This window comes from Streptomyces sp. NPDC002536 (genome assembly GCF_053594995.1).
In genome coordinates this window covers 19,410-41,018 of sequence record NZ_JBSFWU010000006.1, presented here as the reverse complement: position 1 = coordinate 41,018, position 21,609 = coordinate 19,410, and the positions used below count along the sequence as shown (strand labels likewise).

Here is a 21,609-nt window from a genome sequence, read left to right as displayed (position 1 = left end):
AGGCCCCCCCGGGAGGGGCGTCAACGCCAACCCCCCGCTCCCCTCACCACCAGGACGAGTCCAAGCGCCCTTCGATGGATCTGATGTTGGCGCGGGCACAGGCGTCGCAGAAGTAGCGGCGGGTGCCGTTCTCGACGGAGCAGGTCCAGGTCGGCGGCGTACCGTCGGCGGCGGTGCCACAGCGAGCGCACGTGAGGGGCGTGGCGGTCTCGGTGGCCTCAGGATCCAACTGCACTGGTTTATGCGTCTTCTGGTCCACCTCCCAGACGATATCCCCGTGCACGGTCCGGAAGCGCACAACGGGGCCGGTCCCGATGGACCGGCCCCGTGCGAGTCGTCTCAGTGCATCACGGCCATGGCCAGAGCTCGGCGGGCGCGCAGCGAGGCGCGCTCGGCGCGGCGCTGCATCCGCCGGGCGGCGACCAGCCGGACGGCCCTGCGTTCGGACTCGGCCTCTTGCAGGCGGTCCTGCATATGGGCCCGGGCCAGGGCTTCTGGGATGAGTTGCATTTCGAGGTTCCTGTTCTGGCGCGACTTCAGCACACCGGAGGTGTCACGGGCGGGGGCTTCGGAGCCGAATGGCTCGGGGGACGGGCGCTGCATCGTCGGATCCTGCTTCTTGGGGTCGTGCGTCGTGGGGCGGTCGATGGTGCCGGCGGCGTTCATGCGGCGACCGGGTTCTTGCGCGGACGGCCACGGGGCCGCTTGCGGGCGACGACCACACCCTGGACGAAGAGCTCGCCGCCCCAGACGCCCCAGGGCTCACGGCGGTCCTGGGCGCCGGCCAGGCAGGCCTCGCGCAGCGGGCAGGTCTGGCAGAGCGACTTGGCGTACTCCACGTCGGCCGGGGACTCGGCGAAGAAGACCTCGGGGTCATAGCTGCGGCAGGGAACCGAGCCGCCGAGGTTCTCGATCGCGTCGTCGAGCTCGGTCAGGGTGGTGAGGGGGGTCAAGGTGTCCTCCGTGGGCACAGGCGGGGGGATCAAGTCGGTGGCTGACGGGGTGTGCGTGGAGATGTGCACGGTGTCGTGTGTCCTCGTCTGTTGTTCCGGCTGGTGGCCGGGCTGGTTCCCCAGGCTTGGGGGGCAAACAAAAGGGCCGCGGATCCCGGTGTGGGTTCCGCGGCCCTGGAAGGTGCCGACCTGATCTCGCCGATCAGGCTGGATCTCTCCAGGGTTCGAGCCCACGGAAGGCCCACATCGAGTCGTTCTGGTGCTGCAGGTGCAGGGATCCGGCGCCATTGGCCGCCGCTGCGAGGGCATAGGGCTTCGCCTGTGCCACCGCTGCTGCCGCTACCGCAGACGCCTGGGTCGGTCGCTCTTCGAAGAACATCGGGACGTCGGCGGACACACCGGTGCCCCGGAAGCAACCGGCGGCGAAGCCGAGCATGCTGGCGGAGCCGATCTGGCGATCGGTCATTTTGTTGCCTGCGATAAAGCTGATCATTGTCTCCGCCTCCTCTCGGCGTCTCGGGGGACCGGTGGTGACCGGTCCTGCTCTTCGGTTTCGGTTCTGCAAGTACAGCACGGACACAGCAGCTCTCGGAAGAACCGCGGTTTCCCTGCTCGGAAGGCTATGGGTATGCCCTCCGCGCGCGCAAACTATTTTTCCGGGGAGTTCTGCGACGTCGGTTCCGCCCCCGCGCACAGGGCCAGGACCTCGGCGCCGAACCTGTCCAGCTTGCGCCCTCCGACACCTGAGATGCCCGCCAGCTCCGCTTCGGTTCCCGGGACGGCCTCGGCGATCGCGAGCAGGGTCTTGTCGGTGAAGACGCAGAAGGCGGGCTGGCCCAGCTGCCGGGCCTGCTCGGCCCGCCAGTCGCGCAGCCGCTCGTAGAGCGCCTCGTCCAGCTCCGAGGGGCAGTCCTCGCAGCGCATCAGCTTGATCTCGCCCGCGTCCGTCAGCGTGCGGCCGCAGACCCTGCAGTGCGCGGGCCCGCGGCGTCTGCGCCGGTCACCGCGCTCGATGCCGCCCTGGACGGCCGCGGCCGCCGAGCCCGGGCGGGGCGCGGCGGAGCCCGGCCGCAGCCCGTTGAGGAAGCGGCTGGGGCGGCGCGAGGGGCGGCCGCCGGGGGTCCGGGAGAGCGCCCAGGACAGGGTGAGGTGCAGCCGGGCCCGGGTGACGCCGACGTAGAGCAGGCGGCGCTCCTCCTCGATCTGCTCGTCGGTCTTGGCGTAGGTGATGGGCAGCATGCCCTCGGTGAGGCCGGCCAGGAAGACGGCGTCCCACTCAAGGCCCTTGGCGGCGTGGAGTGAGGCGAGCGTCACACCCTCGACGGTGGGTGCGTGCTGGGCGCTCGCCCGCTCGTCCAGTTCGGTGACGAGATCGGCGAGGGTGGCCTGCGGCCGGGCCCGGGCGAAGTCCTCGGCGAGCCGCACCAGGGCGGCCAGGGACTCCCAGCGGTCGCGCACGGCGCCGGATCCGGCGGGCGGCTCGGGCGACCAGCCGCGGGTGCCCAGGACGGCGCGCACCTGGGAGGGGAGGTCGTCGGCGTCGGCGAGCTGGGGGTCGGCGTGGCTGCCGGCGCGGGCGGCGCCGCGCAGCAGCAGCCCGGCCTCGCGAACCTCGGGGCGTTCGAAGAACCGCTCGGCGCCGCGCAGTTGGTAGGGCACCCCGGCGTCGGCGAGGGCCTGCTCGTAGACCTCGGACTGGGCGTTGATGCGGTAGAGGACAGCGATCTCGCTCGCGGGCACGCCGGAGTCGAGGAGCTCGCGGATGCGCCGGGCGGTGCCCTCGGCCTCGGCCGGCTCGTCGGCGAACTCGGCGTAGCGCGGCTCGGGGCCGGGCGGGCGCTGGGAGATCAGCTCCAGCCGGTGCTCGGCAGCCCTGCCGCGGGCCTGGGAGAGCAGTCCGTTGGCCAGGTGGACCACCTGGGGGGTGGAGCGGTAGTCCCGGACGAGTCTGATGACGGTCGCCTGCGGGTGGCGGGTGCGGAAGTCGAGAAGGTGGTCGGGGGTGGCGCCGGTGAAGGAGTAGATGGTCTGGCTGGCGTCGCCGACGACGCAGAGGTTGTCGCGGCCGCCCAGCCACAGCTCCAGCAGCCGCTGCTGGAGGGGGCTGACGTCCTGGTACTCGTCGACGACGAAGTGCTGGTACTGGTGGCGGACGGTTTCGGCGATGTCGTGGCGGTCCTGGAGGACGCCGACGGTGAGGAGCAGGACGTCCTCGAAGTCGATCACTCCGCGGTCGCGCTTGAGCTGCTCGTACATCCCGTAGACGCGGGCGGTCTCGGCCGGGTCGCGCGGGACATCGCGGCCGGCCTTGGCCGCGGCGGCCGGATAGTCCTCGGGGACGGTCTGGGTGACCTTCGCCCATTCGATCTCCGCCGTCACGTCGCGCAGTTCGTTGCGGTCGAGGCGGATGCGGCAGCGGGCGGCTGCTTCGGCGACGACCTGGATCTTGCGCTCGACGAGGCGCGGCAGTTCGCCGCCGACGGCCTTCGGCCAGAAGTACTGCAGCTGGCGCAGGGCCGCCGAGTGGAAGGTGCGGGCCTGGACGCCGCCCGCGCCGAGCTGGCGCAGCCGGCCGCGCATCTCCCCCGCGGCGCGGTTGGTGAAGGTGACGGCGAGCACACTGGCGGGCTGGAGCACTCCGGAGCGGACGCCGTAGGCGATGCGGTGGGTGATCGCCCGGGTCTTGCCCGTGCCGGCTCCGGCCAGGACGCACACCGGCCCGCTCAGGGCCATGGCCACCTCGCGCTGCTCGGGGTCGAGCCCGTCGAGCACCGCGTCGGCGGAGGCCGGCACCTGGGGGAAGAGGGAGGAGTGCGTTGCTGCTGTCACCCCGCCATGCTGCCAGGTCCCCGGAGGCGACCGGGAATGTTGTCCACAGCCGGGACCGTGCGGTCGTATTAATGCGGGAGTCGACGGGAGTGGCCCTGGCGGGAATGCCACGGGGCGGACGCACGTTCTACCCGCGGAGCATCACCCACCCCTAAGGAGCCCCGATGTCCGCCGTGACGATGTACAGCACCACCTGGTGCGGTTACTGCCGCCGTCTGAAGAGCCAGATGGACCGCGAGGGAATCGCGTACACCGAGGTGAACATCGAGCTCGACCCCGAGGCGGCCGCCTTCGTGGAGAAGGCCAACGGGGGCAACCAGACCGTCCCGACCGTGCTCTTCCCGAACGGCACGACGCTCACCAACCCCTCCCTGGCCCAGGTCAAGCAGAGCCTGGGCGTCTGATCCGGGCGATCGGGCCGGAGAGGGCCGGATCGGGTCAGAGCGGTCGGCCGGGTGCCGGGTCGTCCCGCCGTGGGCGGGGGCCCGGCACGGGCACGGCCGTCAGGGCTTCGCAGGCGAGGGAGGGGGCGGCCACGCTCACCGGCAGTTCCTGGCCGTTCTTGCCGCAGCCGGTGACGGGGTTGAAGAAGGCGACGTCGTCGCCCACCTGCCGCAGGGCGTGCAGGGCGGCCGTCTTGTCCCCCTTGATGTGCAGCCGGCGGACGAGGGTCCCGGTGAGTTCTCCGTCCTCGATCCACTCCGCGTAGGCCGGCCGGATCACGAACAGTTCCTCGACCGAGCCGCCGCCCCAGGCCCCGCGGCAGTACAGGCCCCGGCGGACGGACCGGATCATGCTGTCGGCCGGTGTGCCGCCGACGGCCACGGACAGGGCGGACATCCTCGGCTGTGCCGGTCCGGTGCCGAGGGAGCGGCGGCCGTTGCCGGTCCGGGCCAGGACGGTGACCAGACCTGCGGCTGCGGCCTCCGGGGCCGGTGCCGCCCCTGCTGCCGTCAGGGCGAGCCGCTAGGCCGGTGCGGGTCCGGCGAAGAGCAGCAGGTGGGCTTCGGCGGCGGCCAGGGCGTCGGGCCAGTGGTCGGCGAGCAGGGCGACGGCGTCCGCTGCCGTGTCCGCTTCCTGTTGCGGCAGGCGGCCGCAGTGTCAGGAGATTCCGAGCTGTTCGGCCGTCTGCCACCAGGTGTGGTGCGTCAGCAGGTGCAGGCCCGAACGGCCAACAGTGGCGAGCGGTGTGACGGCGGACCGCTGCCATGTGCCGTCGGCCGTGCGCAGTTCGGGAGTGCCGTCCTGCGGGTCGAACCGCACGGCGGTGGTGTCGCCGAGATCCGCGGGGACGGTCCAGCGTTCGCCGGGCAGGAGTACGGCGATGCCGTGGGGTTCCGAAGGGACTGCGGTCAGTGGCCGGCCGGCGACTGTTCCGGGGTGGCGGGCGGCGATGCCGAGGACGGCGGAGGCGACGTGCGGGACGAAGGTGTCGTCGGGCTCCCAGTAGTCGGCGGCGGCTTCGCGTTCGGCGCGGCGGACGGCCCCGAGGAGGACGGGGTGGCGGCCCAGGGCGAGGAGTTCCGGCTCCTCGGCGGCCGACAGCAGGTCGACGATCGTCTGTGCGGTGCGCAGGGTGTCGGGTCGGCCGTCCCAGTGGCTGCTGCGGTGGCGCAGCAGGCGCAGGACGCGGAGGAGGACGTGCCGGGTGTGTTCCCTGCGTGCGTCCGCCCAGAGGGTGTCGGAGACGGGTGCGGTCAGCAGGGCGCGCACGTCGGGCAGGTCCGGGGTGCGGCGGAGCAGGTCGCGCAGTGGGCCGCGGAGGGTGACGGCGAGGGGTTCCCTTGCACCGTCTGCACCGTCGTCCTGTTCGGTGTCCGGCCCGGTACGGGGGCGTGCAGCCCGTGGCGCACGCCGGCGCGGTGGCGTGCGCGCAGGGCTGTGCCAATGCGGTGCCGCAGTGCGGGGTCGTCGAGGGCCTGCCAGAGGGCGTCGAGGTCGGGCTCGCCCGGCGGCAGCGGCTGCCACCACGCGCGGTGTGCCGCCAACTCCTCGCCGATCAGCGGCAGTACGGACTGCAGCGCGCTGGCGGAGTTGAGGGCGACGCTGATGCTCAGGGAGGGGCCGTCGCTGACGCCCCAGTGGCTCCAGAACACCGGGAGGTAGAGCACGTCCCCGGGTTCGAGGACGAATTCGAGGGCGTCGTCGGGCATATAGGCGGTGCCGACGGCGTGGTCACCGGTCATGCGGCGGCGCAGGGAGTCCTCGGGCAGGCCGGAGGGCGGGGCGAGCTGCCAGCGTTTGGTGCCCTCCTGCTGGATCACCAGGTTGTCGCTGTCGTCGAAGTGGCAGCCGATGCCCGAAGGGGGCGAGTGTGCGTACCGCGTCGCACCACACGTTGGGCCAGTCCAGGGCGTGCCGGACGGTGTCGCTGACCGCGGCCAGGCGGGCCCGGATCTCCTCGAACTCGGCGACGGTCAGGGGAGGTTCGAGGAGTGTACGGGCGGCTCCGCGCAGGACGAAGGGGGTGCGGCGGAAGTGTGCGGCGAAGAACGTCTCCCGGCTCTTGCCGGGGAGGAAGGCGTGTTCGTCAGCCATCCCAGACCTCCGCGAGGATGCCGGTGTGCCGTTGTGCGTCGCGTTCGGTGCCGCGGTCCCCGCTGCGGCGGCCGGCCAGGGCCAGCAGGCCGGGCAGGTCGCGGTGGAGCGGGGTGGTCTCCAGGGCGCGTCGTGCCCGTTGTACGCCGTCGGTGCTGCGGCCGAGGCGCAGGGCGCAGATGACGCCCAGGATGCCGGCGTGGGCGTCCAGGGTGTCGGAGACGGTCTCGGTGCACAGGTCGAACAGTTCGAGTGCCGTGGCGTGTTGGCGTGCGTGCATGGCCGCGAGTCCGGTGACGTAGGCGGCTGCCGGGCGTCGTGGACGGCGGTAAGGGCCTCGTCGATGCGTCCCGACCGGGCGTCGAGGACAGCGCGCAGGGTGAGGCCCTCGGCGCCCAGGGTGGCCAGTTCCTCGTCCCACAGCCGCGCGGTCTCCGCCGGGTCGAGGGGGGGTGCCGCGTGCGGCGGCTGCCAGTGAGCGTTCCGGGGCGGTGCCGTCCGAGGTGCCGGTGAACACCTCGGCGGCGGGTGTCCGCAGGGGCATGCCCAGTTCCTGTGCCAGCTGTTCGGCCAGGCCGGTGCCGCGGTCGGCGGGAACGAATCCGCTGGAGACGCTCAGGGAGCCGCTCCAGCTGCGTACCTTGCCGCTCCACGGGCCCAGTCGGGCCATGACGTCGGCGGCGGTGTGGTCCGTACGCCCGTCGCTGTCGACGAAGTAGTCAAGGTCGACGTCCACGGCGGTGATGTCGTCCAGTACTTCGGGGCCGAGTGTGCAGGCCGGTGCAGGCGAGAGTGCCGACGAGCAGTTCGGCGCGGACGCCCCACGGTTCGCGGGCGAAGGTCTCGATCACCCGGTGACCGACGTGGGGCACCAGGCTGAGCGCGCCCAGCAGGGCCGCTGCGGGGTTCCGGCCGGCCTCGCCGGGGACGACCCAGCACACGGAGGAGAGCCAGCCGCCGGCGAGTGCGGGGTAGAGGAAGTCGTCGAGCCCGTAGCGCCCTTGACCGGGCTCGCGGAACGGCAGACGGCGGCAGGCGGCGGCGAGTTCGCGGGGGCGGCCGCGCAGCGCGGCGAGTGCCCGGCAGTCCTCCGCGGGCACGTGTTTGAGGTCGAGGTGCCGGTCGAAGAAGAGGAGGCGTTCGCCTGTGAACTCCCTGACGTCCCAGACCGGGAGGACGTGACCGTGTTCCGGTACGACGGTCAGTCCTTCGCGCAGTCCTTCACGCAGTCCTTCACGGGTGTCGTCGAGTGTCGTCCTGCCGTCCGTCGTCACCAGATTCCTCGCCTCCGCAGTGCCTGTCCGGCTCGTTCCGCTTCGGGCTCGTCGGGCCGGAGCAGGGCGTCGGCGATCCGCCGGGAGACGGGTCCGAAGGCCATGGCCCGGGGTGTGCACACGTACAGGCAGGTCACGCTTCCGCTGTCGTTCCCCGCCGCGGCTGCTGCTCCCCAGCGGGCCGGCAGTCGTGCGGGGCAGCTGCGCACGGTGGCGTGTCCGTGGTCGGTGGGCAGGATGCCGGGCACGTCCGTCCGGAAGGAGACCGGCCGTTCGTGGACGAGTGCGGTGAGGAGGGCGAGGAGCATCTCGTGCTGCAGCGTGTACCAGAGGTCCTGGGCCGCGGGGTCCTCACCGTCCGGTGCCGCGCAGGGCAGGTCCATGGCGTAGCCGGCGAAGGCCTCCTCCAGCGAGATCCCTTCGCCGGTGTAGGGCAGGGCGCGGAAGCCGGCGAACCGGCCCGTGCGCCTGGCTGCGCCGCTGGTGCGGGGGCAGTGCGTCGTTCCCCTGCGGGCGGACGGCCTGGAAGGTGTCCGTCAGCCGTTGCAGGGACGTGGTGCGGCCGGGCCGTCCGGAGCGGTCAGCGGGTAACCGTGTCTGCCGCCGAGATAGTTGAGCTCGGGGTTGGCGCCGAGCGCGCCCGTGCGGTCGAGGGCGATGCCGTAGCGCCCGGCGTCGGAGGCGAAGAGCGTTCCGGGTTCCGCGACCATGAGCTGCAGGACGTCGATGCCGATCTTCGTCTCGTTGGCCCGGAGGAATTCCCGTGACGCCTTCGCCTCGTCCTCGGTCTCGTCGAAGAGGCCGCCCATGACCGACAGCCGGAGATTGATGCCCGCACCGGTGACGTTGTCGATGATGCGCTGGTAGTCGGCGGAGACGACGCCTTTGTCCATGAGGTCGAGCAGGCGCTGCGCATTCGTCTCGTAGCCGACGCTCATGAGAACGCATCCGAGCTCCGCGAGTTCCCGGCAGAACTCCTCGTCGAGGAGGACGGATTCGAGTCGGTTGCGGGTGCTGAAGGTGATCCGGATGCCGCGGCGGCGGACTTCGCGCATTGCCTGGACGATCAGCCGCAGATTGGTGTTCTCGTCGACGACGGCCACGAAGTCCACGCCGTGCCGGCGCACGACGGATTCCACGATGCCGGCAATCTGCGCGGGAGTTCCCTGTTGATACGCCCCTTTGGGCAGGGACCTGTTTCCGTATCCGGCCAGCTGACGCCCCGTTCCCCCGGTGTGCACCGGTTTGGCGAGGGTCTGCCGGCCGGATGACGCCCCTCCTCGCACCGGTATCCGATATCCGGTGCGGGAATTGCGCGGGAAGATGTTCTGGAACGCGATATTCAGCTTGCGGGCAGCGGCTCGCCGAACCAGAGTTCGATCAGCCGGGCCGCGATGGAAATACCGGTGGGCGGCAGGACCTCGCCCGAGGCGAACGCGGCCCGCAGCTCGTCCCGCGAGAACCAGCGCGCCTCGTGGATCTCCTCGCCGTCCACCTGGATGTCCGAGGACGTCGCCCGGGCCATGAAGCCCAGCATCAGGCTGGACGGGAACGGCCAGGGCTGGCTGGCGACGTACTCCACGTCGCCGACCACCACGCCGGCCTCCTCGGCGACCTCGCGGCGCACGGCCTGCTCGATGGACTCGCCCGGCTCGACGAAGCCCGCGAGCGTCGAGAAACGGCCCTCCGGCCAGTGCATCTGCCGGCCCAGCAGGGCCCGGTCCTTCTCGTCCGTCACCAGCATGATCACGGCCGGGTCGGTGCGCGGGTAGTGCTCGGCGCCGCAGGCCGGGCAGCGGCGGATGTGGCCGGCGGCCGCGATCACCGTGCGCTCGCCGCAGCGGGAGCAGAAGCGGTGCAGCCGCTGCCAGTTCTCCAGGGCCACCGCGTGCACCATCAGGCCCGCGTCGCGCGGCGAGAGCAGCAGCCCCGCCTCGCGCAGCCCGGCCGGCCGCGCCGACTGGTCCATCCGGCCCGGCAGCGCGTCCTTCTGCAGGGCGAAGTAGGCGACGCCGTCGGCGTCCTCGCCCAGGAAGTAGCGGTGCGTCTCGGTGACGGGCGCCTCGAAGGAGGGGGTCATCACCAGCTCGGTGCGGCCGTCGGGGGTGTCGTCGATCAGCGCCTGCCCGCCGGAGACCACGAAGACCCGCGTCGACGGGTGGCTCCACGCCGCCGACAGCCACGCCTCGTCCAGGCGGTGGTGCGCGGCGCGGTCGATGCCGCTCGTGTCGCTGAGCGTGATGGGCCGGGTTGCTGCGAGATCGGTCCAGGTGGTCACGGCTGCTTCCAACTCCCCCTGCGAATGGTGATGACGGTGCGTCATGGGCGCGGCTCTCGGATCCGCCGGTCAGGCCCGGCCGGTGCGCCCGGTCGCGGCGAGCTCGCCCCACAGGTGGGCGGCGGTCTCGACGCCCTTCATGAGGAGATCCAGCTCGACCTTCTCGTTCGGCGCGTGCCAGCCGTCCGACGGCACCGAGATGCCGAGGAACAGCACGGGCGCGCCGAGCACGTCCTGCAGATCGGCGGCGGGGCCCGAGCCGCCCTCCCGCGTGTAACGGATCTTCTGCCCGAAGGCCTTGCCCATGGCCCGGACGACGGCCTGCAGTGCCGGGTGGTCCAGGGGCGTCAGGCAGGGGCGGGTCGCGCCCCAGAACGTCACCTCGTGCCGGATGCCCTCGGGCAGCCGGTCCGCCACCCAGGCGCCCAGGGACCGCTCGATGAGCTCCACGTCCTGCCCGGCGACGAGCCGGAAGGAGAGCTTCAGCTGGGCGGAGGAGGGGACGATCGTCTTGCCGCCGGGGCCCTGGTAGCCGCCGCCGATGCCGTTGACCTCGGCGGTGGGCCGGGCCCAGATGCGCTCCAGGGTGCTGTAGCCCGCCTCGCCGAGGGTGCCGTGCGAGTGGGCCGTGCGCAGCCACTGCTGCTCGTCGAACGGCAGTTCCGCGAAGAGTTCGCGCTCGGCGTCGGTGAGTTCGGCGATGCCGTCGTAGAAGCCGGGGATCGTCACGCGGTGCTGCTCGTCGTGCAGCGCGGCGGCCAGGCGGGCGGCCTCCATGGCCGGGTTGGGCACGGCGCCGCCGAACGAGCCGGAGTGGATGTCCTGGTCGGGGCCGTACAGGTCGATCTGGCAGTCGGTGAGCCCGCGCATGCCCGTGCACACGGTCGGGGTGTCCGCGGACCACATGCCGGTGTCGGAGACGATCACGGCGTCGCAGGCGAGGCGGTCGGCGTGGGCGCGCACGAGGCCGGGGAAGTGCGGCGAGCCGGACTCCTCCTCGCCCTCGATCAGCAGCTTGAGGTTGACCGCCGGGGCGGTGCGGCCGGTGGCCGCGAGGTGGGCCCGGACGCCCAGGGTGTGGAAGAAGACCTGTCCCTTGTCATCGGCCGCGCCGCGCGCGTACAGCCGGCCGTCCTTCACGACCGGCTCGAACGGCTCGGTGTGCCAGCCGTCCTCGCGGGCGGCGGGCTGGACGTCGTGGTGGCCGTAGACCAGGACGGTCGGTGCGTCCGCCTCCCCGGAGGGCCACTCGGCGAAGACCGCCGGGGCGCCGTCCGTCTCCCAGACCTCGGCGGTCGGGAAGCCGGTCTCCTTGAGCTTCGCCTGCAGCCATTCGGCGCTGCGGCGCACGTCGGACGCGCGGCCGGGGTCCGCCGACACGGAGGGGATGCGCAGCCACTCGACGAGGTCGTCGAGGAACGCGGCGCGGTGGCCTTCGATCCAGGTGCGGACGGCGCTGTCCGGGGTGTTGCTCATGACCTCGAGCCTAGCCGGATACGGGGTGTGACCGGGACCGGGTTCCGTCATGATCCCTCCCCCGGTTCCGCTTCCGGTTCCCCGCCGAGGAGGATGCGCTCCAGCGCCGCCCGGTCCGGCAGGCCGGCGGGGCGCACGGTCTCGCCGTCGCGGACGTGGACGAAGGCCGCGGTGACGGCGGACAGGGGCAGGCCGCAGCGTTCCGCCCAGGCCAGGCGGTAGATCGCGAGCTGGAGGGGATCCGCGAGGGTGCGGTCGCGGGCGGTCTTCCAGTCGACGATCTCGTAGCCCTCGCCGTCCGGGGTGCGGTAGACGGCGTCGATCCTGCCGCGGACCGGCCGGCCGGCGAGGGTGAGCTGGAAGGGCACCTCGACGCGGTGCGGGACGCGGCGGGCGTAGGGGGTGCGCTCGAAGGCCTCCTTGAGCGCGGCCAGGTCGCGCTCGTCGGCGATCTCCGTGCCGTCCTCCTCGCCCGGCAGGTCGTCCGGGTCGTGCAGAGGAAGGGGCAGGGGGACGGCGTCGAAGCGGGACTCCACCCAGGCGTGGAAGCGGGTGCCGCGGCGGGCGGCGGGCTGCGGGGCGCGCGGCATGGGGCGCGCCAGGTCGCGGGCGAAGGCGTCCGGGTCCGCGGCCAGGTGCATCAGCTGGGTGGCGGTGAGGCTTGCGGGCAGGGCGACGTCACGGACCGTGGCACGGGCGCGGCGGAGCTCGCCGGCGAGCGCGTCCAGGTCGCGGTCCCAGGAGGCGACGGCGCGGGCCTCCTCGGGGAGGAGCGGGTCCGCCGCGGGGGCGGGGCGGGGGGCCGGTACCCGGGGGCGGGTGGTGGGCAGGGAATCCCAGTCCCAGTCCTCGTCCTCGTCCTCGCCGAGGGGGGTGTCGTCCGCCGGCGCCTCGTCGTCCTCGGGCGGAGGGGGCCAGTCCGGGTCGTGGGCGGGCTCGGCTTCGGGATTCTGCGGTTCGGCCTCCAGGCGCGCCAGGTGGGCCGTGACCGCGTCCGCCGCGGCCCGGCGGCGGGCCAGGGACTCGGGGTCCAGCGGGAGCGGCCAGCACTGGTCAGCCGCGGCCGCCTGCAGGGCCGGGTTCTCCGCGCCCTCCTCGGGGGCGTCGGCCCAGGCCTCGATCTCACCGTGGCCCTCCTCGCAGTGGGCGCGCAGGGCCTCCAGGAACGCCGACGGGCCCCGCGGGCGCTTCTGGTCCGGGCCCCACCAGTGGCCCGAGGCGAGCAGGAGGGAGCGGGGGCGGGTGAAGGTGACGTAGCCCAGGCGGAGTTCCTCGATGCGCTGATGCTCCTTCATGGCGGCCTTGAAGGAGGCCAGGCCCTTGCTGTCCCAGGCGTCCACGCCGGGCAGGGTGTCCGCGTCGCCGCGGAGGGCATGCGGCAGGACCCTGGGCTGGGCGGTCCAGGACTCGCGGGCCTGTTCACTGGGGAACTGCTTGGCGACGAGGCCGGGGACGGCCACGACGTCCCACTCCAGGCCCTTGGACTTGTGCGCGGTGAGGATCTTGACGGTGTTCTCGCCGCCGGGGAGCGAGCTGTCCAGGCCCTTCTCGTACCGCATTGCGGTGCGCAGGAAGCCCAGGAAGGCGAGCAGGGTCGTCCCGCCGTCCAGGGCGGCGAAGTTCGCGGCGATGTCGAGGAATTGGGTGAGCGTCTCGCGGCGGCGGGCGGCCAGCGCGTGCGGGGAGGCGGAGAGCTCGACCTCCAGGCCCGTGGTGGCCAGGATCCGGTGCAGGACGTCCATCAGCGGGTCGGCCAACGAGCGGCGCAGGTCGCGCAGTTCGGCGGCGAGGCGGGCGAAGCGGATGCGGGCCTCGGGCGAGAAGGGGAGGCCGTCGTCGGGGGCGTCGGCGGTGAGGAAGGTGTCGAGGGCGTCGGCCAGCGAGATCGTCTCGGCCGGGTCCACGCCTTCGACGGCCTCGGCGAGGCGCCGCTCGGGGTCGGCCCCGGCGGACCCGTAGGGCACCAGGGTGCGGGCGCGGCGGCCGAGGAGGGCCAGGTCGCGGGGGCCGATGCGCCAGCGCGGGCCGGTGAGCAGGCGGACGAGGGAGGCGTTGGCCGTGGGGTCCTGGAGGACCTCGCAGACGGCGACGAGGTCGGCGATCTCCGGCAGGTGCAGCAGGCCGGACAGGCCGACGACCTCGACGGGCACGTCCCGCGCGACGAGCGCGCCCTGGATGCGGGCGAAGTCCGAGGCGGTGCGGCAGAGCACGGCGATCTCGCCGGGCGGGGTGCCGGTGCGCACGAGGTGGGCGAGGGAGTCGGCGAGCCAGTCCAGCTCCTCGGCGTGGGTGGGCAGCAGGGCGCAGCGGACGACGCCGTCGTGCTCGGCGCCGGGGGCGGGGCGCAGGGCCTCGACGCCCTCGTGCCGGGTACGGAGTTCGGCGGCGAGGTGGTTGGCGAGGCGGAGCAGGCGGCCGCCGCTGCGGCGGTTCTCGCCGAGCGCGTGGCGCCGGGCGGGGCTGCCGTCGGCGTGCGGGAAGTGGCGCGGGAAGTCGTCGAGGTTGGCGACGGAGGCGCCGCGCCAGCCGTAGATGGCCTGGCAGGGGTCGCCGACGGCGGTCACGGGGTGTCCGGTGCCGCCGCCGAACAGCCCGGCGAGCAGCAGCCGTTGGGCGACGGAGGTGTCCTGGTACTCGTCGAGGAGGACGACGGCGAACTCCTCGCGCAGGATGCGGCCCACCTCGGGCCGTTCGAGGGCGAGTTCGGCGGAGAGGGAGATCTGGTCGCCGAAGTCGAGCAGATCGCGGCGGCGCTTCTCCTCTCTGTACGTCCGGACGAGGCCGAGGAGTTCGCGGCGGGCGCGGGCGGCCTCGGGGACCTTGCGCAGGTCGGCGTTGGTGAGCCGGGCGCCCTCCAGGGCGGCGAGCAGTTCGGTGTCGTGGGCGTGCAGGCGGGCGGGCGGCACGAGGTGCTCGCTGAGCTCGGCGTCGAGGGCCAGCAGGTCGGAGACGAGGTCGCCGAAGGAGCGGGTGAGCGCGGGGTGGGGGCCCGGGGAGGAGTGCAGGACGCGGGCGGCGAGCTGGTAGCGCGTGGCGTCGGCGAGGAGGCGGGCGGAGGGCTCCAGGCCGATGCGCAGGCCGTGCTCCTTCAGCAGCCGTCCGGCGAAGGCGTGGTAGGTGGAGATCTGGGGCTCGCCCGCGGCGCGGTCGGGGTCGTCGTCGTACGCATCGGTGATGCCGGCCTGCGCGAGGGCCTTGCGGACGCGCTCGGCGAGCTCGCCGGCCGCCTTGTTGGTGAAGGTCAGGCCGAGGACCCGCTCGGGGGCGACCTGGCCCGTGCCGACGAGCCAGACCACGCGCGCGGCCATCACCGTGGTCTTGCCGGATCCGGCTCCGGCCACGATGACCTGCGGGGCGGGCGGCGCGGTGATGCAGGCCGTCTGCTCCGGGGTGAAGGGGATGCCGAGGAGCTCCTTGAGCTGCTCGGGATCGGTCAGGCGCGGGGTCACGCCGGAAACGCTAGCGGGGGCCACTGACAACGGGCGCCGACCAGGCTCTTCCTGCTCACTCCACGACATGCCGGCCCTCCGGGCGTGCCGTGCACGAGGCGCGGAAGGTGCAGTGGGTGCAGTGCTGGCCGGGGCGCGGGGAGAACCGTTCCTCGAGGACGCGGCGGGCGGCCGCGGCCAGCAGGTCGCCGATCCACTGCCCCTCCCCCAGCGGCTCCTGGGCCTGCACCTTGGGCAGGGCGTCACCGCCGTCCTTCTTCGCCGCGCCCTGGCGCAGCTGGACGAGCTCGGCGCCGCCCGGCTCCGGCCGCGCGCCGTCGAACAGCTCGTCCACGGCGCCCTGTTCGACGGCCAGCTGGTAGACGGCGAGCTGCGGGTGGCGCTCGACGTCGCCCGCGGAGACCGTGCCCTTGCCGGTCTTGAAGTCGACGACGTACGCGCGGCCCTGGCCGTCGCGCTCGACCCGGTCCATGGAGCCGCGGATGCGCACGAGGTGGTCGTCGGCCTTGAGCGTGACGTCGAAGGGGTGCTCGGTGGCGACGGCGCCGCGGCCGCCGCGCTGCAGGACGTGCCAGCGCAGGAAGCGTTCGAGGGCGGCGCGGGCGTTCTCCTTCTCCTGCAGCGACTTCCAGGGGGCGTCGAAGGCGAGCGCGTCCCAGACGGACTCCAGGCGTTCCATCAGGACGGCGAGGTCGGCGGGGGTGCGGCCGGAGGCGACCTCGTCGGCGAGGACGTGCACGACGTTGCCGAAGCCCTGGGCGGCGGTGGCGGGGGCGTCCGCCTTGACCTCGCGGCCCAGGAACCACTGGAGCGAGCAGGTGCCCTCCAGCTGTCCGAGTGCGGATCCGGAGAGGGCGACGGGGCGCTCCGGGTCGCGCAGCGGCACCTCGCTGTGGGTGGCCTCGGCCAGGCCCCACCAGCGGTAGGGGTGGGCGGCCGGGACGAGCGGCCGGCCCTCCTCGTCGCGCAGGGCGGCGAGCCGGGCGAGCCGTTCGGCGGCGGCGGCGCGCAGCGCGTCGGAGGCGGCGGGGTCGACGGTGGTGGCGCGCAGCTCGGCGACGAGTGCGGCGACGGCGAGGGGGCGGCGGGGCCGCTGGGTGACGTCGACGGGGGTGGTGCCGAGTTCGGTGAGGAAGCGGGAGGGCTGGTCGCCGTCCTCGGCGGCGGCCTTGACGGCGGTGACGACCAGGCGGTCGCGGGCGCGGGTGGCGGCCACGTAGAACAGGCGGCGCTCCTCGGCCAGCAGGGCGCCAGGGGTGAGCGGTTCGGCGAGGCCGTCGCGGCCGATGCGGTCGGCCTCCAGGAGCGAGCCGCGGCGGCGCAGGTCGGGCCAGAGGCCTTCCTGTACTCCGGCGACGACGACGAGGCGCCACTCCAGGCCCTTGGAGCGGTGCGCGGTCATCAGGCGCACGGCGTCGGGGCGGGCGGGGCGGCGGGTGAGGGTGTCGGCGGCGATGTCCTGGGCGTCGAGCTCGTCGAGGAGGTTGAGGGCGCCGCGGCCGCCGGTGCGGGCCTCGGCGCGGGCGGCGGTCTCGAACAGGGCGCAGACCGCGTCGAGATCGCGGTCGGCGTTGCGTCCGGCGGCGCCGCCGCGGTGGGCGGCGCGTTCGAGGCGCTGGGGCCAGGGGGTGCCGTTCCACAGGGCCCACAGGGCGTCCTCGGCGGTGGCGCCGCCGGCGAGCAGTGCGCGGGCGCTCTGCAGGAGGGCGGCCAGGCGCTGGGCGCCGCGGGCGTAGGCGGGGTCGTGGGCGGCGAGGCGTTCGGGGGCGGCGAGCGCCTCGGCGACGAGTTCGTCGGAGGGGCGGGGGACGGTCCGGCCCGCGGCCCGTTCCTCGTCGCGCAGGGCGCGGCCGAGCCGGCGCAGGTCGGCGGCGTCCATGCCGCCGAGGGGGGAGGCGAGGAGGGCGAGGGCGGTCTCGGCGGCGAGCCAGGGGGTGTCCTCCTCCGCCGGGAGGACCGATTCGGCGACCGTGCGCAGGGCGGTCAGCAGGGGGGCGACGGCCGGTTCGTGCCGCAGGGGCAGGTCGTCGCCGTCGACCTCCACGGGTACGCCCGCGGCGGTCAGGGCGCGGCGCAGGGACGGCAGGGAGCGGGAGCCGGCGCGTACCAGGACGGCCATGTCCTGCCAGGGGACGTCGTCCTCGAGGTGGGCGCGGCGCAGGATGTCGGCGATGTTGTCGGTCTCGGCGCCCTGGGTCTGGTAGGTGAAGGCCTCCACCCGGCCGCCGGGGCGGACGGCGGTGAGCTCCCGGTGGGCGCGGACGGCGTCGGCGGGCAGGCGGGTGAGCGGCATGCGGCGGGTGAGCTGCCGGGTGGCAGCGAGCAGGTGCGCCCCGGAGCGGCGGGAGACGGTCAGGACCTCGACGGGGGCGGGGGTGCCGTCCGGGCGGGCGAAGGTGCGGGGGAAGTCGAGGATGCCGCCCACGTCGGCGCCGCGGAAGGCGTAGATCGACTGGTCGGGGTCGCCGAAGGCGACCAGCGTCCGGCCACCGCCGGCCAGCGCGCGCAACAGGCGCACCTGGGAGGCGTCGGTGTCCTGGTACTCGTCGACGAAGACCGCGTCGTAGCGGCCGGCGAGCTCCACGGCCGTCTCCGGGCGCTCGGCGAGCAGCACGGCGCGGTGGACGAGTTCGGCGTAGTCGAGGACCCCGTAGGCGTCGAGGACGTCCAGGTACTCGGCCATGAAGGAGGCGGCGGCCCGCCAGTCGGGGCGCCCGGTGCGGGCGGCGAAGGCGCCGAGCGTGCCGGGCCCCAGGCCGAGTTCGCGGCTGCGGGCGAGGACGGCGCGCACCTCGTCGGCGAAGCCGCGGGTGGTCAGGCAGGCGCGCAGTTCGTCGGGCCAGCGCACGGCGGCGCGGCCCGCGCGCTCCAGTTCGGCCTGGCCGGCGAGCAGTTCGCGCACGACGACGTCCTGCTCGGGGCCGGACAGCAGCCGCAGCGGGTCGGCGAAGAGGTCCGCGTCCTGGTGGGCGCGGACGAGGGCGTAGCAGTACGAGTGGAAGGTGGTCGCCTGCGGGGCCGCGGCGGCGCCCATGCGGGCCGCCATCCGGTCGCGCAGTTCGACGGCCGCCTTGCGGCCGAAGGTCAGGACGAGCACCCGCTCCGGGTCGGTGCCGCGCCGCACGCGCTCGGCCACGGCCTCGACGAGCGTGGTGGTCTTCCCCGTGCCCGGCCCGGCGAGCACCAGCAGCGGGCCGTCCCGGTGGTCAACCACGGCGCGCTGCCGTGCGTCCAGCTCAGGAGAAACCACGGGTCCCGGCCGGGTGCGCACCAGACGGTAGGCGCCCTGGGCGGGCTGCCGTGCCTGGTGGGCATGCGGTGAGCGGGAAGGCGGGGAGAGACTCACGTGGGTTGCCGGTCCTGGTGGTGTTGCGGGGGTGGGTGCGACGCGGTCCTCGACGCTACGCCAGGAGGCCGCCGGGGTGCAGGGCGTCCGGGGAGCCCCCGCACGCCCGTCGCGGCCTCATCCGTTCGGGTGCTGCCCCGGGACCACGGGCCCGCGGACGGTGCGCGCGGCCCCGCCGCGCGGCCCGGCTCACGTGTGCGGAGTCACATCGCCGTCCCAGCGCGCCCGGGCCATCGCCAGGCGCGGCACGTGCCCCTCGGCCTGCCGGCCCGCCTCGCGCAGCGGGGTGCCCTCGGCGCGGTAGCGGGCGAGGGCGCGCAGCTCGTGGCCGGGCAGCAGCACCCCGTCGGCGCGGACGACCCGCCACCACGGCACCGCGCCCCCGTAGAGCGCCATGACCCGCCCCACCTGCCGCGGCCCGCCCTCGCCGAGCCACTCGGCGACGTCCCCGTACGTCATCACCCGGCCGGGCGGAATCAGCTCGGCCACGGCCAGCACCCGCTCGGCATACTCGGGCAGGGTCTCCGGAAGCTCGCTCACGCGGCCCATCCTGCCGCACCCCGCCGACAACGCCCCGGGCGGACGATCACTCAGAGTGCAGTACCGCAGCGCAGGGCGTACGATCCGGAGTCCGCGCCCGCGAAATGCACCCTGATGCCCTGTTGCCCGGCCGGGCCGTGCCACCATCTTCCGGGCGGTGACTGGTGATACGAGACCAAGAAGAAGACAAGGACGAGCAACAGGGCGCGCAGCCTCGCGACGAGGCCCGCGCCCCCGGCGCGCTGCCCCCTTCCGGGGACGGCGGCTCGTACACGTACGAAGGCGGCGAGGTCCACATCGACAAGGTCTCCGGCGACGAGCCCCTGCTCCCCGCCCGCGTCCACCGCCCCGCCGACCTGGTCCGGCTCTTCCTGGGCATCCTCGGCATCGCGCTTGTGCTCGCCCTGGCCGTCTTCGCCCACTTCACCACCGCCGGGCTGGAGAGGGACATCGGCGAGAGCACCGGCCGGGCGCCCCAGCTGCTGGCGAACTTCGCGGGGCTCGCGGCCAATATCGCCATCTTCATCGTGCCCGTCGCGTTCGCCATCGAGCGGCTGATCAAACGGGACGGGCTGCGCATCGCCGACGGCGTGCTGGCCGCCGTCCTCGCGCACGGCGTCTCACTGGCCACCGATCTGTGGGTCGCCCAGGGCGCGCCCGCCTCGATCCGCGGGGCGCTCACCCAGACCTCGCCGACCGGTGGCGCCACCGACCCGGTGCACGGCTACCTGGCGCCCGTGATCGCCTACATGACGGCCGTCGGCATGTCCCGCCGCCCGCGCTGGCGGGTGGCCATGTGGGCGGTGCTGCTGCTGGACGCCTTCGCCGTGCTGGTGAACGGCTACACCACACCGTTCTCCATCGTCACCACGGTACTGATCGGCTGGACCGTGGCCTACGGCACGCTCTACGCGGTCGGCTCGCCGAACGTCAGACCGACCGGTCAGCATCTGCTCGCCGGGCTGCGGCGCGTGGGCTTCAACCCCGTCACCGCCCTGCGCACCGAGGACCCGGAGGACACCGAGCACCACGACCGGGGCCGCCGCTACATCGTCACGCTGGAGGACGGGCCACCGCTCGACGTCACCGTCGTCGACCGCGAACAGCAGGCGCAGGGCTTCTTCTACCGCGTCTGGCAGCGCCTCGCACTGCGCGGCATCACACAGCGTCGCAGCCTGCAGTCGCTGCGCCAGGCCCTGGAGCAGGAGGCCCTGCTGGCCTACGCGGCCATCGCCGCGGGCGCCAACGCGCCCCGGCTGATCGCCACCTCCGAGCTCGGCCCGGACGCCGTGATGCTCGTCTACGAGCACATCGGCGGCCGCACCCTGGACGCCATCCCGGACGAGGAGATCACCGACGAGCTGACGGCTGGCGCGTGGCAGCAGGTGCAGGCCCTGCAGTCGCGGCGCATCGCCCACCGGCGCCTCGACGGCGACGCTCTCCTGGTGGATCGTTCCGGCAATGTCGTCCTGACCGACCTGCGCGGCGGCGAGATCGCCGCGGGCGACCTGGTCCTGCGGATGGACATCGCCCAGCTGCTCACCACGCTCGGCCTGCGGGTCGGTGCCGAACGGGCCGTGGCCTCGGCCGTGGCCGTGCTGGGCCCCGACGCGGTCGCCGACAGCCTCCCTCTGCTCCAGCCGATCGCCCTCACCCGCTCCAGCCGGGCCACCCTCCGCCAGCTCGCCCGCGAGCGCGCGCAGCGCGAGCGGGACGCAGTGCTGGAGGCCTCGCGCATCGAGAAGGAGCGCAGAGCGCACGAACGCGCGGAGAAGGGCGCTGCCGTCAGCGAGCGCAAGGCGCTCAAGGCGGAGAAGAAGGCGGAGAAGCAGGCGCTCGACGTGGCGGCCGAGGAGGCCCGCGAGGAGGACCTGCTCGCGCAGATCCGCCGGCAGGTCCTGCTGATCCGCCCGCAGGCGCCGATAGAGCCGGTGCGCCTGGAGCGCATCAAGCCGCGCACCCTCATCAGCTCCATCGCGGGCGCCTTCGCCGCGTACTTCCTGCTCTCGCAGCTCGCACACGTCAAACTTGGCGACCTGGTCGCACACGCCAACTGGTACTGGGTACTGGCCGCCGCGGCCTTCTCCGCCCTGAGCTACTTCGCGGCCGCGATGAGCCTGCTGGGCTTCGTTCCGGAGAAGGTGCCCTTCGGCCGCACGGTCCTCGCCCAGGTCGCCGGCTCTTTCGTCAAACTGGTCGCCCCCGCCGCAGTGGGCGGTGTCGCCCTGAACACGCGCTTCCTGCAGCGCCAGGGGCTGCGGCCGGGGCTCGCCGTGGCGAGCGTGGGAGCGTCGCAGCTGTTCGGTCTGGCGAGCCACATCATCCTGCTGCTGACGTTCGGCTACATCACCGGCACCGAGAACACCTCGTCGCCGCTCCCCCCGTCCCGCACGGTCATCGGCGGCCTGCTCACGGCAGCGGTCCTGGTCCTGGTCGTGACGGCCATCCCGTTCCTGCGGAAGTTCGTCTCCACGCGCGTGCGCTCGCTCTTCGCGGGCGTGGTGCCGCGCATGCTGGACCTGCTGCAGCGGCCGCGGAAGCTGCTCAACGGCATCGGCGGCATGCTGCTGCTGACCGCCACGTTCGTGCTGTGTCTGGACACCTCGATCCGGGCGTTCGGCGGGGACATGAGCTACGCGAGCGTGGCCGTGGTCTTCCTCGCGGGCAACGCGCTGGGGTCGGCGGCGCCGACGCCGGGCGGCGTGGGCGCGGTGGAAGGTGTCCTCATCGGTGCGCTGACCCTGGCCGGGCTGCCCGCGGAGACGGCTGCGCCGGCCGTGCTGCTGTTCCGCCTGATGACGTTCTGGCTGCCGGTGCTGCCGGGGTGGCTGTGCTTCAACCAGCTGACGCGGAAGGGTGCGATTTAGCCTCCGGCTCGGGTCGGGTGCCGATCCGGGTGCGGGTCGGCTGTGGCTGGTCGCGCAGT

Annotated in this window: 18 protein-coding genes and 1 pseudogene; 2 read left to right on the top strand and 17 right to left on the bottom strand. The window is 73.7% G+C overall.

Annotated features, from left to right (window positions below):
- Nucleotides 1-43: 43 nt before the first annotated feature.
- From ACWD4B_RS03920 to ACWD4B_RS03900, 5 genes are all read right to left on the bottom strand, one after another.
- Nucleotides 44-259: a hypothetical protein gene (locus tag ACWD4B_RS03920; RefSeq protein ID WP_451419264.1), complete on the bottom strand. Its 216-nt coding sequence runs from the start codon at nucleotides 257-259 to the stop codon at nucleotides 44-46.
- 80 nt (nucleotides 260-339) lie between these two features.
- The gene (locus ACWD4B_RS03915; RefSeq protein WP_451419263.1) at nucleotides 340-666 is read right to left on the bottom strand and encodes a hypothetical protein; all 327 of its coding nucleotides are present in this window, start codon (nucleotides 664-666) and stop codon (nucleotides 340-342) included.
- On the bottom strand, nucleotides 663-1,022 hold the full coding sequence (locus tag ACWD4B_RS03910) for a WhiB family transcriptional regulator (RefSeq protein WP_336414149.1): 360 nt from the start codon (nucleotides 1,020-1,022) through the stop codon (nucleotides 663-665). The genes ACWD4B_RS03915 and ACWD4B_RS03910 overlap by 4 nt, the downstream gene beginning before the upstream one ends.
- A 133-nt stretch (nucleotides 1,023-1,155) precedes the next feature.
- Nucleotides 1,156-1,446 carry a hypothetical protein gene (locus tag ACWD4B_RS03905; protein WP_451419262.1) on the bottom strand — a complete coding sequence of 97 codons (291 nt, stop codon included), beginning with the start codon at nucleotides 1,444-1,446 and terminating at the stop codon, nucleotides 1,156-1,158.
- 155 nt (nucleotides 1,447-1,601) lie between these two features.
- Nucleotides 1,602-3,782: an ATP-dependent DNA helicase UvrD2 gene (locus ACWD4B_RS03900; RefSeq protein ID WP_451419261.1), complete on the bottom strand. Its 2,181-nt coding sequence runs from the start codon at nucleotides 3,780-3,782 to the stop codon at nucleotides 1,602-1,604.
- A gap of 164 nt (nucleotides 3,783-3,946) precedes the next feature.
- Here ACWD4B_RS03900 and ACWD4B_RS03895 point away from each other — a divergent pair, with 164 nt between their 5' ends.
- Nucleotides 3,947-4,186: a mycoredoxin gene (locus ACWD4B_RS03895; RefSeq protein ID WP_451419260.1), complete on the top strand. Its 240-nt coding sequence runs from the start codon at nucleotides 3,947-3,949 to the stop codon at nucleotides 4,184-4,186.
- 34 nt (nucleotides 4,187-4,220) lie between these two features.
- On the opposite strand, the gene ACWD4B_RS03890 is transcribed toward ACWD4B_RS03895, so the two are convergent.
- The 12 genes and pseudogenes from ACWD4B_RS03890 to ACWD4B_RS03835 all read right to left on the bottom strand — a co-directional run bounded on the left by ACWD4B_RS03890 (nucleotide 4,221) and on the right by ACWD4B_RS03835 (nucleotide 18,692).
- Entirely contained in the window at nucleotides 4,221-4,679 is a 459-nt protein-coding gene (locus ACWD4B_RS03890) for a metallopeptidase TldD-related protein (RefSeq protein ID WP_451419327.1), read from the bottom strand.
- A 204-nt stretch (nucleotides 4,680-4,883) separates the two neighbouring features.
- Nucleotides 4,884-5,495, bottom strand: a complete 612-nt coding sequence (locus tag ACWD4B_RS03885) for a hypothetical protein (protein WP_451419259.1) — start codon at nucleotides 5,493-5,495, stop codon at nucleotides 4,884-4,886.
- A pseudogene (locus tag ACWD4B_RS03880) lies at nucleotides 5,480-6,097 on the bottom strand (JmjC domain-containing protein); the annotation flags it as partial. The gene ACWD4B_RS03885 and the pseudogene ACWD4B_RS03880, both read right to left, overlap by 16 nt.
- Before the next feature lie 215 nt (nucleotides 6,098-6,312).
- Entirely contained in the window at nucleotides 6,313-7,056 is a 744-nt protein-coding gene (locus ACWD4B_RS03875) for a hypothetical protein (protein ID WP_451419258.1), read from the bottom strand.
- Nucleotides 7,040-7,594 carry a hypothetical protein gene (locus ACWD4B_RS03870; protein ID WP_451419257.1) on the bottom strand — a complete coding sequence of 185 codons (555 nt, stop codon included), beginning with the start codon at nucleotides 7,592-7,594 and terminating at the stop codon, nucleotides 7,040-7,042. The genes ACWD4B_RS03875 and ACWD4B_RS03870 overlap by 17 nt, the downstream gene beginning before the upstream one ends.
- Nucleotides 7,591-7,977, bottom strand: a complete 387-nt coding sequence (locus ACWD4B_RS03865) for a hypothetical protein (RefSeq protein ID WP_451419256.1) — start codon at nucleotides 7,975-7,977, stop codon at nucleotides 7,591-7,593. The genes ACWD4B_RS03870 and ACWD4B_RS03865 overlap by 4 nt, the downstream gene beginning before the upstream one ends.
- Before the next feature lie 153 nt (nucleotides 7,978-8,130).
- Nucleotides 8,131-8,835 (bottom strand): radical SAM protein, encoded by a 705-nt coding sequence (locus tag ACWD4B_RS03860; protein WP_451419255.1) that lies wholly within the window; start codon nucleotides 8,833-8,835, stop codon nucleotides 8,131-8,133.
- 101 nt (nucleotides 8,836-8,936) lie between these two features.
- Nucleotides 8,937-9,872, bottom strand: coding sequence for an NAD(+) diphosphatase (gene nudC / locus ACWD4B_RS03855; protein ID WP_336414161.1), 936 nt, complete (start codon nucleotides 9,870-9,872; stop codon nucleotides 8,937-8,939).
- A 69-nt stretch (nucleotides 9,873-9,941) separates the two neighbouring features.
- Entirely contained in the window at nucleotides 9,942-11,348 is a 1,407-nt protein-coding gene (locus tag ACWD4B_RS03850) for a dipeptidase (protein ID WP_336414162.1), read from the bottom strand.
- Between the two features lie 47 nt (nucleotides 11,349-11,395).
- A complete protein-coding gene (locus ACWD4B_RS03845) occupies nucleotides 11,396-14,797 on the bottom strand; it encodes a UvrD-helicase domain-containing protein (RefSeq protein WP_451419254.1) in 3,402 nt (1,133 codons plus the stop codon).
- A 55-nt stretch (nucleotides 14,798-14,852) separates the two neighbouring features.
- The gene (locus tag ACWD4B_RS03840) at nucleotides 14,853-18,143 is read right to left on the bottom strand and encodes an ATP-dependent helicase (protein ID WP_451419253.1); all 3,291 of its coding nucleotides are present in this window, start codon (nucleotides 18,141-18,143) and stop codon (nucleotides 14,853-14,855) included.
- Between the two features lie 189 nt (nucleotides 18,144-18,332).
- Nucleotides 18,333-18,692, bottom strand: coding sequence for an MGMT family protein (locus ACWD4B_RS03835; RefSeq protein WP_336414165.1), 360 nt, complete (start codon nucleotides 18,690-18,692; stop codon nucleotides 18,333-18,335).
- 155 nt (nucleotides 18,693-18,847) lie between these two features.
- Between ACWD4B_RS03835 and ACWD4B_RS03830 the strand changes: the two genes are divergently transcribed.
- Nucleotides 18,848-21,550 (top strand): flippase-like domain-containing protein, encoded by a 2,703-nt coding sequence (locus ACWD4B_RS03830; RefSeq protein ID WP_451419252.1) that lies wholly within the window; start codon nucleotides 18,848-18,850, stop codon nucleotides 21,548-21,550.
- Nucleotides 21,551-21,609: the final 59 nt, after the last annotated feature.